This is a genomic window from Streptococcus sp. HMSC062H02, from assembly GCF_001813005.1.
In the GTDB taxonomy this organism is placed as follows: domain Bacteria; phylum Bacillota; class Bacilli; order Lactobacillales; family Streptococcaceae; genus Streptococcus; species Streptococcus oralis_S.
Genome location: NZ_KV811134.1, coordinates 145720 through 159658 on the forward strand (window position 1 = coordinate 145720; position 13939 = coordinate 159658).

A 13939-nucleotide genomic window follows, 5' to 3' on the forward strand; every position below is an offset into this window, starting at 1 on the left:
CATCTCATTTTGATAAAAAAAGACCTATCACTCAAGCTTTTCAGCCTGAAATGATAGGTTTTAATGTTAGATTAACGTACTGTGCGGATACGCATTGTGTTTGTACGAACAGCTTCTCCAACTGGTACACCAGCAACGATAACGATATCATCACCAGATTGTACAAGACCTGCTTCAACTGCTTTACGTTCAGCAATTTCAAACATGTCATCAGTTGATGATGGAGTGTCTGTCAACATCGGGATAACACCCCAGTTCAACATCAATCCACGCTCTGTTAATTCGTCAAATGTCAATGCCAAGATATCAGCATTTGGACGGTATTTAGAAATCAAACGAGCTGTGTGACCAGTCTTAGTAAGAGTAACAACCAATTTGATGTTCATTGAGTTAGTAGCATCTTTAACAGCTGAAGCCATAACTTCTGTCTTAGAGTTACGTTCGAATGTATCTGAGTTTAAACGTCCGTATTCGTTAAGAAGAGTTTGTGCGTTCTTGTCAATTGTAGCCATTGTTGTTACTGACTCAAGTGGGTATTTACCGTTTGCAGACTCACCTGAAAGCATTGTAGCGTCAGTTCCGTCGATAACAGCGTTAAATACGTCTGATACTTCTGAACGAGTTGCACGTGGTTTTTCAGTCATTGTTTCAAGCATGTTTGTTGCTGTGATAACAACTTTACCTGCTGCGTTCACTTTAGTGATGATCATTTTTTGATAAACTGGAACCATTTCGAATGGTACTTCGATACCCATGTCACCACGGGCGATCATGATACCGTCAGCAGCTTCAATGATTTCATCCAAGTTATCGATACCTTGTTGGTTTTCGATTTTTGCAAACAATTGAACGTGACCATTACCAGTTTCTTCACAGATTGCACGAACTTCGTCGACGTCTTTTGCAGTACGTACGAATGAAATCGCGATGAAGTTGATACCTTGTTCCAAACCGAAACGGATATCATCGTTATCACGTTCAGCAAGAGCTGGGAAAGGAATTTTAGTGTTAGGGATGTTTACACCTTTCTGCTTAGCAATGATACCGTCATTTTCAACGACTACTTCAAATTCACGAGTTGCATCGTCTTTTGCGAAAACACGAAGACCCAATTTACCATCGTCAACCAAAACTTGGTGACCAACTTCAACATCATCGTAGATATCAAGAGCACCAGCAACGTTCAAAGCAATCACATCACGAGTTGATTTGATTCCTTGTTTAGTTGCAACACGGATTTTTTCACCAGTTTTGTAAGAGTACTCTTTTGCGTCACCTTCAAACAATTCTGTACGGATTTCAGGCCCTTTAGTATCAAGAAGGAAACCAACTTTTTTACCTGCAAGTTTCTCAGCAAGTTTAACAGTTGCCATACGCTCACCTTGTTCTTGGTGATCACCGTGTGAGAAGTTGAAACGGAAAGTGTTTGCTCCTGCTTCAATCAATTTAGCAATATTTTGAGCTGAAGCTTCAACGTCAAGTTTTTCACCCCAGTATCCGTCTTCACCGAATTTTTTACCACCACGGATTTCAACCGCAGGACCCAAAGTTGCAACGATTTTTACACGTTTGTTCATGATTTTTGTGACTCCTTTATATAATTCGACCTTTAATGGTCATTTTACCAGATTAGTTAAAGTTGATTATGACAAGTTCTTGTTCAAGTCAGAAAGTTCAAGATCAGCTTTGTGAGGGTTGTTAACGACAATTTTACCATCAGCTGTTAAGCTAAACAAAGCTCCCTCTTCTGCTGTTCCAAGAATTGGATTTTCAACCATTTTCTCGTTACGAATACCGACAGCAACACCACCGATTCCTTGTTTAAGAAGTTTAACAGCGTGTGCACCCATGCGTGATGCTAATACACGGTCACGAGCGGTTGGTGAACCACCACGTTGGATGTGTCCAAGTTCAGTTACACGAAGGTCACTAGTGTCTCCAGCTTCCTTGAGTTTCTTACCAAACTCATTCGCAGACATAACTCCCTCAGCCAAAACGATGATGTTGTGTTTCTTACCACATTCATAACCAGCTTTGATGCTTGCAACGATATCTTCCATCTTGAAGTCTTCTTCAGGGATGATGATTTCGTCAGCACCAGTTGCGATACCTGCCCAAAGAGCGATATCGCCAGCGTTACGTCCCATTACTTCAACAACGAAAGTACGACGGTGACTTGATGACGTATCACGAATCTTATCAATCGCATCCATAGCAGTCGTAACTGCAGTATCAAATCCAATTGTGAAATCAGTCCCTACGATATCGTTATCAATAGTTCCTGGAAGTCCGATAGCTGGGAATCCATGTTCCGTCAAGCGCATAGCTCCGTGATAAGAACCGTCTCCACCGATAACTACGACTCCTTCGATACCGTGTTTTTTCAATTGCTCAATCCCTTTAAGTTGGCCTTCAAGTTGTGCAAACTCAGGGTAACGAGCAGAGTGAAGGAAAGTACCACCACGTGAAATGATGTCTCCCACTGAAGCAGCATCAAGTGGATAAATTTCACCGGCAACCATACCAGCGTACCCATCATAGATACCAAAAACTTCCATTCCTTCTGAGATTGCTTGACGAACTACTGCACGGATGGCAGCATTCATACCAGGGGCGTCTCCACCACTGGTCAAAACAGCAATACGTTTCATTTGGTTTATGCTCCTTTTTCTTTTAACATTCTTACTGATTATACCACATTTAAATCGAAAATTCTTCTATTTTCCGTATTTTTAGCGATAAATCGTTTTCATAGCAATTCCCTCTAATTTTTCCTCTAGAGCAGAATCTTTTCTTACATAATGTTGTGTAGAAACAACCGTTTTTCCTTCCTCTTCATACCTGATAATGACAGGGATTGGGCCTTTGTATTGTTCTAGGATATTTGAAATCTCTTTATCATTTTCATGATTTTTAACTTGAATCCAGAATCGTTCCGCCACTGCTTCTTTCAAATCTTGTGCAATCATTTGCAGACGACCATCTCGAGATTGAACTTTGCCATTGATGTAGTAAAATTTCCCTTCGGATAAATTGGAAGCAAATTTTCTATATTGGTCTGAAAATACAGTTACATCCATCCGAGACTTACTATCATGAACCTGTAGAAAAGCCATACTCTCGCCTTTCTTGGTTCGAATCACTTTAATCTTTTGCACTTCAACTAGGAGAGTGGCTTGAGCTCCCTCGGTTAGATTAGTGATTGGAGTGGTCGGATATAGGGCTTGTTTGGCAAGAGTTTGGAGAGGATGGGGACTGATACCTACCCCAATCAGTTCCTGCTCTTTGTAAAATTTCTCTGCCTCAGTAAAATCATCAGCTTCAGTCCAACTATAATTTGTATCCGCAAAGAGTCCACCCAACTCCTCAACAAAGACAAATAAGTTTGGTAGGTTCACTAAGATTTTCTGACGATTCTTGTCAAATTCATCAAAAAGCCCCAGTTCAACCAAAGGCGTTAGAAGCGACAGTTTCTTGTAATTCTTGGGAAGACGTGTGACGAAATCTTCAATGCTTGAGAAAGGACGATTTTCAATAATCCAGTAAGACAAATCTCTTGGCATTCCCTTAATGGCTTTTAGACCAAGATAGATTTTCTTATGAGCAATTTTATCATGATAGGGAACGCTGTTTATTGCTAAGGGAGCTACTTCAAAGCCCATCTGCAATGCATCTACAATGTAATCACTGCTAGAATAGTTCAACATAACTTGAAAGAAAATAGCAGGATAGTGTGTCTTGAAATAAGCTAGTTGGAATGCCAGTGCTGAGTAGGCATAAGCGTGGGATCGGTTAAATCCATAGCCTGCAAACTTTTCCATCACTGCAAAAACTTGGTTGGCCTTTTCTTCTGTATGCCCCAATTTCATAGCTCCTGTGATAAAATCTTCCTTCATCAGATGCATCTCTTTGGCATTTTTCTTACCCATGGCACGTCTGAGAATGTCGGCTTTACCAAGACTGAATCCTCCAAAGCGTTGAGCTACCTGCATGACCTGCTCTTGATAGAGCATAATACCGTAGGTTGATGAAAGGATGTCTTCTAAGGCAGGGTCTAACACCGTCACCTTTTCTTTACCATGCTTACGAGCGACAAAATTATCAATATAATCACTTGCCCCCGGTCTATTGAGGGATGTCGTTGCTACTACCTCTTCAAAGACTTGCGGCTGAACTCGTTTCAAGAGTCGAATGGCTCCTGGTTGTTCAAATTGGAAAATACCTTTGGTATTTCCAGCTACAAAGAGGGCTAAAGTTTCACTGTCTTCCAGATCAATCTCTTCGATTTTTAGATGAACACCCTCTGACTCCGCAAGCAATTCCTGCATTTTTTGGACAAAAGTCAGGTTACGTAAACCGAGGAAATCCATTTTTAGAAGTCCATTGGCTTCAACACCATGAGCATCATACTGGGTGATGAGCATATCCTCACCATATTTTAGAGGAATATAGTCCGTCAAATCTTGGTCACTCATAACGACTCCTGCCGCATGGATAGAGGTCTGACGAGGATAACCTTCAATCTTTCGAGCAATCTCAAAAGCTTTTTGATATTCAATCTTGCTATTGATGACCTGTCTAAATTGCAAATTCTTTTCATAGGCCGTCGTTAGCGTATCTCGGAAACTGATTTTTTTCGTAATATTTGTTAATTCGTACTCTGGAACGCCATAGCGTTTGAAAACATCACGAATTGCCTGTTTTGCTCCAAAGGTCGAATAAGTGACAATCTGCGCCACGTGTTGACTGCCATAGCGATCACGAACATAACGAATGAACTCTGGTCTATAAAGGTCTGGAATGTCGATATCGATATCGGGCATGGTGTAACGCTCACGATTTAAAAAGCGCTCGAAAATCAGGTTCTTCTCAACTGGATCAATCCCTGTAATATCCAGTGAGTAGGCGACCAAACTACCTACAGCAGATCCACGCCCCATTCCCATATAGTAACCTTGGGAACGTCCAAAACGGAGCAAATCCCAAACTACAAGGAAATAGTCGTCAAAGCCCATATCATGAATCACAGCTAATTCTTCATTTAGTCGCTCATGATAAATAGCTGAGGTTAGCCCCTTGTCACTCAAACCTTTCTCAGCCCTCTCTCTAAGTTCTTCGACCGCTGGTCTTTCAGGATTAAAGCGAGGGAGTTTTAAACTTGGGTCGATTTGATAGCTAACATTTTCTATCAGACCTTGGAGATTGGCAAGAGCCTGAGGGAAGCGATTCATAAAACGTGCTTCCAGGTCTGAGGCAGGTAAAAAAATCCCCTGTTGTGAATGTAGATCCACTTCTCTCAGGCTGACATTTTCCTTGACTGCTGACAAAATTTGTAAAACCTGTAGGTCTTCTTTTTCAAAAGAGTTGACTTGATAGAGTGGAAGAATGGGTCTTATAAAGACTTCTTGAGGAGTATCTGGACTAACACCGATAAAATAATCAACCCCCAAATCCAACTGTTCGACCCCATTAAAATAGGGAACAATAATAGCAACATCTTCGAGGTGGGAGGTGAAGTCAGACCAATTTTTCCGTCCAGTCATTTTTAAAGTGGATAACTTCATCAACTCTTGATAACCTTTAGTGGATAGGGCTAGAAAACGTAGAGAGAGATTCTCCTCATCTTTGACCAAGGTCATTTCTAAACCAATTAAAGGTTGAATGCCATGCTTACGAGTTGCTTCTAGAAAATGATAGGCTCCATAGAGATTATCCACATCCATGATAGCAAGGTGAGAATAGCCGTATTCTTTAGCCATTTGTACATATTTTTCAATCGAAACCACACTTTCCATAAAACTATAAACAGTCTTGGTGTCGAGCTGTGCAATCATTTCTTCTCCTCCTTGCTTTCGTTTTACTACTATTATACCATTTTAAGCTGGATATTGAAGCAACTCTGCACTTTCTTTTCAATATCATCAGTTACAAACTTCTTCTCTTCTTACTGTTAAATTCTTCATTTTTCAAAGGAAGAAAATAAAAAATTAATATTATATAATAGTTTTAAATGTAAATTTAGATATATTTATACCAAACGAAGAATAATAAAGATAGGAGTTATATGCAGTTTTACATATAAAAATCTCTAGAAAAAGGCTTACTTCTATGGTATTTATTCAGCATTTTATAATAACTTACCAAATAGATATGCTGGTTTAAGAAATTTATTTCATTTAAGTTTATTTATTCCATTTTTCCCTCTTTTTTGATATAATAAATCCAGTCTGTTTTCAAAGGAGAGAAACATGCGTTTTAATCAATTCAGCTATCAACCAACCACTAGTTCTCAACGATTTGCAGAATTAGAAGGTCTTGGTCTAAAGCTGTCACCCCAACTGTCCTTAAAAAGACAGTTTGAAGACTTCATTCGTTGGAGTTTTTTCACTTATTCTGACACGGATTATGCCTTGTCGACTTTGGCTGCGGATAAAGAAACAGATTTAGTAACTTTTTTCCAGTCAGACCGTGAGTTAACTGCGGAGATTTTCTACACAGTAGTTTTTCAACTTTTAGGATTTAGCTATCTTGTTGACTTTGAGGATGCCGAACAGTTTCGTAAAGAAACTGGTTTTCCTATTGTTTATGGAGATCTCATTGAAAATCTTTATCAGTTACTCAATACGAGAACGAAAAAAGGAAATACGCTCATCGATCAACTTGTTAGTGATGGACTCATTTCAGAAGATAATCACTACCACTACTTTAACGGTAAGAGCTTGGCAACCTTCTCTACTCATGATGTCATTCGTGAAGTCGTGTATGTCGAGAGCCGTTTGGATACTGATAAAGACGGACTCCCTGACTTAGTCAAGGTCAGCATTATTCGCCCGCGTTATGATGGACAGATTCCTTCAGTCATGACTGCCAGCCCTTATCACCAAGGGACCAACGATAAAGCCAGTGACAAGGCTCTCTACAAAATGGAGGGAGAGCTTGAGGTCAAACCGCCCCACACCATTGAACTTGAGGAGCCCAAGCTGAATTTAGTCGAACCTCATGGTCAAGCAGAAGTCGTCTCAGAAGCTGAGGAAAAGCTATCTCATATCAATAGCTCATATACACTCAATGACTACTTCCTCCCACGTGGATTTGCCAATCTCTATGTATCAGGTGTTGGAACCAAAGATTCTCAAGGTCTCATGACCAATGGGGACTACCAGCAGATTGAAGCTTATAAAAATGTCATTGATTGGCTCAATGGTCGTTGTCGTGCTTTCACGGACCACACGCGCAAGCGCCAAGTCAAGGCTGACTGGTCAAACGGCAAAGTCGCAACAACAGGAATTTCCTATCTAGGTACCATGTCCAATGGTCTCGCCACCACTGGTGTTGATGGCTTGGAAGTGATCATCGCAGAAGCAGGTATTTCCTCTTGGTACAACTACTATCGGGAAAATGGTCTAGTGACCAGCCCAGGGGGCTATCCAGGTGAGGATTTTGACTCACTTGCTGAACTGACCTACTCCCGCAACCTCCAAGCTGGTGACTATATTCGTGGCAATGAAGCTCATCAAGCAGACTTAGAAAAAGTTAAAGAGAAACTCGATCGCAAGACTGGTGACTACAATCAGTTTTGGCATGACCGCAACTATCTGCTCAATGCTCACAAGGTTCAAGCCGAGGTCGTCTTTACGCATGGTTCCCAGGATTGGAACGTCAAACCTCTTCATGTTTACCAGATGTTTCATGCCCTTCCTAGCCATATCAATAAGCACCTCTTTTTCCATCATGGTGCCCATGTCTATATGAACAACTGGCAGTCGATTGACTTCCGAGAGTCCATGAATGCCTTGTTAAGTATGAAATTGCTAGGACTTGACTCAAGCTATCAACTTCCGACTGTTATATGGCAGGACAATATCGCACCGCAAAGATGGCAAGGCCTTGATAACTTTGGCAAACAGGATGAACTGCATACCTTCTCTCTCGGTAATGAGGAAAAAGTGATTCAAAACCAGTATGATCAAAAAGATTTTGATCGTTATGGAAAAACTTACCAGATCTTCAACACCGAACTTTACCAAGGTAAAGCCAATCAGATCACCATTGACCTTCCAGTAAGTCAAGACCTTCACTTAAATGGGCGAGTGGCGCTGAAACTTCGTGTCAAATCGAGTACGAACAAGGGCTTATTATCCGCCCAACTGCTAGAACTTGGACAAAAGAAATATCTGCAGCCTTATCCAGCTGTTTTAAGTGCTAGAACCATTGATAATGGTCGTTACCACATGTTAGAAAATCTCTGCGAACTGCCATTCAATCCAAGTGCCCAACGTGTCATCACCAAAGGTTACCTTAATCTTCAAAATCGAACCAATCTCTTGACGATTGAAGAAATCCAACCAAATGAATGGATGGACTTCCAGCTAGAGCTTCAACCAACTATCTACAAACTTAAAGAAGGAGATACTCTCCGTTTGGTTCTCTACACCACAGACTTTGAGATTACAATTCGAGATAATACAGACTATCAGTTGACTGTTGATTTAGCACAGTCTAGTCTTATCCTACCTTGTCAAAAGGTATAATCTACCAGACTTTCAATATGGAAGGATTCAAAGGAAAAGTCAATGAATTTGACCATTGAACTTCCTATAACCAAAGTTTTCCACTTGAACAGTCGAATCAAACATAAACTTTGTATCAAATCCAGTTCATCTGAAAGCATTTTAGAAGCCCCTAGATAGAACTTGGACAAAAGATACTAACACCCCTAACCAACATGTGTAACCATTTATCATACACGCTACTAGACCACATGTTGGAAATCACTGTGAATTAACATTTAGAGTGAATTCACAAAACGCCGTGACAAAATGCTACGCTTATTGGATGATACACTGTCATTAAAGAACATCAATGGTGATGAACGAATCGCTACCCAGTTTATCTGCACCCAACTAGTGAAAAGTTAAAAGAAGGAGAATCTCTCCATCTAGTTCTTTATCCTACTGACTTTAAAATCATCATACGTGACAATACCGCCTACCACCCGACTGACGTTTTCGTTCAGTCCACGCTTACTGTACCTTTTAAAAGGAGTACTTACTTTATGAACAAATCAGAACACAGACACCAACTTATCCGCGCCCTCGTTTCAAAAAACAAAATCCATACGCAAGCTGAATTACAAGCCTTATTAGCGGAAAATGATATCCAAGTTACTCAGGCTACCTTATCACGCGATATCAAAACTATGAACCTTTCAAAAGTGCGCGAAGAGGATAATTCTTACTATGTGCTAAATACAGGCTCTATCTCCAAATGGGAAAAACGTCTTGAAAATTATATGGAAGATGCTCTTGTTATGTTGCGTCCGGTGCAACACCAAGTTATTTTGAAAACTTTACCCGGTTTAGCCCAATCATTTGGATCTGTAATTGATTCCTTGGCTTTTCCAGATGTCGTTGCAACCCTTTGTGGAGACGATGTCTGCATGATTATCTGTGAAGATGCTGCAAAAGCGCAGGCTTGTTTTGAGAGTCTTAAAAAATATGCGCCGCCATTTTTCTTTAGTGAATAAAACAAATCCCGTGATTAAAAGATCACGGGAATTTTTTATTTCTTTGACTGTGTTTCTTCTTTCTTTGTACGCGCCAATCGAAGAGCACGTTTAGGATTGAGACGATTAAACAATTCTTCTAGTTTCTTTTCATTCCACACATCTGCTGCAGAAACAAAATTGCCATCTGCATCTCGGAATGATATCGGTTTATCTCCCATATCAATCTCCTAGTCTACAAATTCAAACTCAAATTTACCGATGCGGACCAAGTCGCCATCTTTGGCGCCACGTGCACGAAGGGCTTCGTCAACCCCCATACCACGAAGCTGACGGGCAAACTTCATGACCGATTCGTCACGGTCAAAGTTGGTCATGTTAAAGAGTTTCATTAGTTTTTCACCAGAAAGTACCCATGTCGCATCATCATCACGACTAATCTCAAAGGCTTTTTCTTCCTCGTCAAAGCCATAGTAAGCCTCTTCGTCCATATCGGATTCATCATAAATCGGGAATTCTGGAGTCTTGTCTAACAACTCGGCTGTCGCGTCCAAAAGTGTAGCCAAGCCTTGCTTGGTCAGACCAGAAATTGGGAAGATGGCTGGGAGTTCCTCAAACTCGTCGTAGTTTGCTGCCAACTTTTCCTTGAAAGTTTTCAGATTTTCCTGACTTTCAGGCATATCCATCTTGTTGGCCACGATAATCTGTGGACGTTCCATGAGACGAAGGTTATAGGATTCCAATTCCTTATTGATAGCAAGGTAGTCCTCATAAGGATCACGTCCTTCGCTAGCTGACATATCGATGACATGGAGAATAACTCGAGTGCGTTCGATATGACGAAGAAACTGGGTTCCAAGACCAACACCTTGACTAGCACCTTCAATCAAACCTGGAAGATCTGCTACTGCAAAAGATTCACCTGACTGCGTACGAACCATACCTAAATTAGGGACAATCGTCGTAAAGTGGTAAGCACCGATCTTAGGTTTAGCTGAAGTGATGACACTAAGCAAAGTTGACTTTCCGACAGATGGGAAACCGACTAGACCAACATCTGCTAAGATTTTCAATTCCAGTTGCAACTCACGTTCTTGTCCTGGTTCTCCATTCTCAGAGATTTCAGGTGCAGGATTTTTTGGAGTGGCAAAACGGATATTTCCACGACCACCTCGACCACCATGAGCCACGATAAATTCTTGACCATGTTCAATCAAGTCTGTGATGACTTTACCTGTTTCCGCATCACGTACAGTAGTCCCCTGTGGCACGCGAACACGTAGATCTTCTGCACCACGTCCGTGCATTCCTTTGGTCATTCCTTTTTCACCGGAATCAGCCTTGAAATGACGGTTATAGCGGAAATCCATCAAGGTACGTAAGCCTTCGTCTACCACGAAAACAACGTTACCTCCACGTCCACCATCACCACCCCAAGGACCGCCATTAGGGACATATTTTTCACGGCGAAAGGCAACCATGCCATCGCCACCATTACCAGCCTTGACCTTAATCTTGGCTGTATCTAAAAACATACTCATATTTTCTTCTCACTTTAAAAAGGCTGGGGAGAACCCAGTCATTAGTTATTGTTTCTATCCTCATAGCTTGCTTAGAATCTACTGAAAGCTCCAAGCGCAGTTGCAAAGATACCAGCAAGGGTTACAAACAACATGATGAGCACGACAACAAGCGTCACCTTTTCAAACAATGTTTTTTTGCGTTTTCCGTTATCTCCAAAAGCCATAACTTCTCCTTTTTCTATATAATTCTAATTTAATACTCTGATGAAACTGGTGCAATCAACCATAAAATGATATAAGCAAGGACTCCTGTCCCATAACAAAATGCAAGAACAGCCCAAATGACACGAACAATTGTTGGATCAATATCAAAATAATGAGCAACTCCTGCGCATACTCCACCAATTTTTTGATCTTTTCCGCTTCTCATTAATTTTTTCATTTTTTCTTCCTCTTATTCTATTATTTGAATTCGTCTCTCCAATAATCTCTGATGCTAGACAATTGTTTTCGAGACGCTCTTAAAATACGCTTGGATTCTTTTACTGGGCTTGTAACAGCCTGTTGAGGTAGATAGAGAATCGTTTTTAAAAAGCGCTGAGTGACAGGCTGTCCATCATGTAGCTCATGTTCAAAGTTATTTGAGATAATGGCATCAAGGTAAAACTCATGAACTCGTTTCCCAAAATTTTCAGCCGAAATCTCGTACAACTTATCCGCCAAATTTTGTTCAGACATATCAGGAGTAGCAATCAATGCTTCAAGGATAGCTCCTGCAAGCTCTCGTTCTCCATAGTAGAGGGTCCCAAACATTTTATCATTGATCAGATTTTCAAGATAGGGGTTGCCATGAGCAATAACAGGCGTTCCACTGGCTAGACTTTCTAGATAGGTTAAACCCTGAGTTTCACTCGTAGATGCTGAAATAAAGAAATCAGCTGCTTTATAGTACAAGGCTGTCTCACTGGGAGCAATCATACCTGTAAAAATCACATGTTTTTGTATGTTTAATTTCCCTGCTTGTTCTTTCAGACTGTCCAGATAAGGTCCGTCTCCAGCAACAACCAACTTCACCTTTTCTTCTTCTTTCAAAACCTGTGCAAAGGCGACTAAGACTGCTTGGATATTCTTCTCAAAGGAGATACGAGAAAGGCTCAGCAGCATTTTCTCGCCTTCCTGAATACCTAACTTCGAACGAAGCTCTAGTAAGTTTTCCTCTTTGATCTCAGGTCGTTCAAACTTAGCCAGCTCAATTCCAGTTGGGATGACACGCTTTTCAACCTTGACTTTGTATTTAGATAAAAGGTCACGAACAATCTCACTAGGGCAAATCACGCCATCTACATCATGAAGGAAGCCACGCACCAAATATTTTACCATACTCGGACGAATTAGCATGCCCTTAGCAATGTAATGCACATAGTCTTCATACTGGGTATGGTAGGTATGAATAACTGGAATTTTCAATTCTCTCGCAATCCAAATTCCTAACAAACCAAGAGAAAATTCTGTCTGGGTATGAATAATATCGAGTTGATACTGCTTGGCAATTTCAAGCGCCTTTGTAAAACCTCGGTAGGCAAATCGTCGATCCTTAAACGCAAAGAAAGGGACACTCGGAATGCGAATAATTTGCCAATCCTCGTAGCGGTTCACATCTTTATCTGTTGTTGTAAAGATAAAAACTGCATGCCCCTGCTTTTCAAGCTCAGTTTTCAAAGTCCGAATACTAGTCGCGACCCCGGAAACCTGAGGGAAATAGGTATCTGTAAATAAACCAATTCGCATAAATTACCTCACTTTTTGCCCAAAGCAGCCTGTTCTCGATAAAATTTTAACCAGATTTCCAACAAATGCTCCTCAGAGTACTCTTTGGAGATCTCGCAAGCTTTTTCTTTCAAGTCTTTTAAGGCTTCAGAATCATTCTTGTATTCTAGGATTGCTTCTCTCATCTCGGAAACATCACTTGTAGCACGATAATTCCCATCAAGAATAACCTTATATAGATCCAAATCTCTTAACATAATCGGAGCCTCGCAACTAGCGGCCTCTAAGATGGTCATAGGGAATAATTCATTATAACTTGGTAGCAAGAACAGATCCGCCATAGCATAAAGTTCCCGCATCCGTTCGGGTGACACAATTCCAGGAAAAATAAGATTTTCAGGTGGATTGTCCATTATCTTCTTGTAGCGTTCATAACCATCTGTCATCCCACCAAATGAAAAACCACCTGCCCAGATAAAGGTAATTTCTGGCAATTCCTCAGCAAGACGGATAAAGTCATCAATCCCTTTACGTTTCTGAACCTGACCCGCACCGATTACGACAAACTGATCTTCCGCGAGATCCATTTCCTTCCGGAGTTGTGCAACTTGCTCAGCTGGTAATGCATGCCATTTATCTTTGTTTACAAAATTTGGAATATAAGTTACTTTTTCACGCGGAATACCAGCAGCCACTAAATCCTCGATAAACATGGGATTGACCACCACCAAGTGTTCCATTCGGTTGTAAAAGGAAAAAACATAGCGTTTGACAATTCCTTTTAGGAAAAATGGAATCTTTAAACTCCCCTCAAGCGTATCAGGCAAAAAATGCACATAGCCAATTTTTCTCCCAGAGCGTTTCTTTTGGAAAGTAGATAAATAATAAGGGAAATCAATGGTGTGAAAATGAGTTACATCTGCCTCTACAGGAAGATTCTCTGTAACAATCAACTGGTCTTTAGCATCGCGGTGAAGGAGACTAACCAATTCTCGATATGCTCCTGACACTCCTTGACCAGCTACTTTTTCACTTGAGCTTAGCATATTAATACGCAATTTTTCGTTTTCCATACCTTTCATTATACCATTTTATTTCCAGAAAATCAGCAAAAGAAAGAAGAGACGATTGGAAAAAGGATAAA

Annotated in this window: 11 protein-coding genes; 2 read left to right on the top strand and 9 right to left on the bottom strand. The window is 40.7% G+C overall.

Annotation, left to right across the window (positions count from 1 at the left end; genetic code table 11):
• Positions 1–71: 71 nt before the first annotated feature.
• The 3 genes from pyk to HMPREF2885_RS09170 all read right to left on the bottom strand — a co-directional run bounded on the left by pyk (position 72) and on the right by HMPREF2885_RS09170 (position 5834).
• Entirely contained in the window at positions 72–1577 is a 1506-nt protein-coding gene (pyk, locus tag HMPREF2885_RS09160) for a pyruvate kinase (RefSeq protein WP_049500613.1), read from the bottom strand.
• Positions 1578–1643: 66 nt separating this feature from the next.
• Positions 1644–2651 carry a 6-phosphofructokinase gene (gene pfkA, locus HMPREF2885_RS09165; protein ID WP_049500615.1) on the bottom strand — a complete coding sequence of 336 codons (1008 nt, stop codon included), beginning with the start codon at positions 2649–2651 and terminating at the stop codon, positions 1644–1646.
• An 81-nt stretch (positions 2652–2732) separates the two neighbouring features.
• The gene (locus tag HMPREF2885_RS09170; protein WP_070657876.1) at positions 2733–5834 is read right to left on the bottom strand and encodes a DNA polymerase III subunit alpha; all 3102 of its coding nucleotides are present in this window, start codon (positions 5832–5834) and stop codon (positions 2733–2735) included.
• A gap of 414 nt (positions 5835–6248) precedes the next feature.
• Here HMPREF2885_RS09170 and HMPREF2885_RS09175 point away from each other — a divergent pair, with 414 nt between their 5' ends.
• Positions 6249–8531, top strand: a complete 2283-nt coding sequence (locus HMPREF2885_RS09175; protein ID WP_049550414.1) for a Xaa-Pro dipeptidyl-peptidase — start codon at positions 6249–6251, stop codon at positions 8529–8531.
• A gap of 524 nt (positions 8532–9055) precedes the next feature.
• Positions 9056–9526 carry an arginine repressor gene (locus tag HMPREF2885_RS09180; protein ID WP_001043019.1) on the top strand — a complete coding sequence of 157 codons (471 nt, stop codon included), beginning with the start codon at positions 9056–9058 and terminating at the stop codon, positions 9524–9526.
• Positions 9527–9561: 35 nt separating this feature from the next.
• Here the strand turns inward: HMPREF2885_RS09180 and HMPREF2885_RS09185 are convergent, their stop codons facing one another.
• The 6 genes from HMPREF2885_RS09185 to HMPREF2885_RS09210 all read right to left on the bottom strand — a co-directional run bounded on the left by HMPREF2885_RS09185 (position 9562) and on the right by HMPREF2885_RS09210 (position 13868).
• The gene (locus tag HMPREF2885_RS09185; protein ID WP_000502578.1) at positions 9562–9726 is read right to left on the bottom strand and encodes a hypothetical protein; all 165 of its coding nucleotides are present in this window, start codon (positions 9724–9726) and stop codon (positions 9562–9564) included.
• 9 nt (positions 9727–9735) lie between these two features.
• A complete protein-coding gene (gene obgE / locus HMPREF2885_RS09190; protein ID WP_070657878.1) occupies positions 9736–11046 on the bottom strand; it encodes a GTPase ObgE in 1311 nt (436 codons plus the stop codon).
• Between the two features lie 71 nt (positions 11047–11117).
• Positions 11118–11252: a DUF4044 domain-containing protein gene (locus tag HMPREF2885_RS09195; RefSeq protein WP_000863851.1), complete on the bottom strand. Its 135-nt coding sequence runs from the start codon at positions 11250–11252 to the stop codon at positions 11118–11120.
• A gap of 29 nt (positions 11253–11281) precedes the next feature.
• Entirely contained in the window at positions 11282–11470 is a 189-nt protein-coding gene (locus HMPREF2885_RS09200) for a PspC domain-containing protein (protein WP_000735788.1), read from the bottom strand.
• Between the two features lie 20 nt (positions 11471–11490).
• On the bottom strand, positions 11491–12816 hold the full coding sequence (locus tag HMPREF2885_RS09205) for a glycosyltransferase family 4 protein (RefSeq protein ID WP_049500621.1): 1326 nt from the start codon (positions 12814–12816) through the stop codon (positions 11491–11493).
• A gap of 8 nt (positions 12817–12824) precedes the next feature.
• On the bottom strand, positions 12825–13868 hold the full coding sequence (locus tag HMPREF2885_RS09210) for a glycosyltransferase family 4 protein (protein ID WP_049549996.1): 1044 nt from the start codon (positions 13866–13868) through the stop codon (positions 12825–12827).
• Positions 13869–13939: the final 71 nt, after the last annotated feature.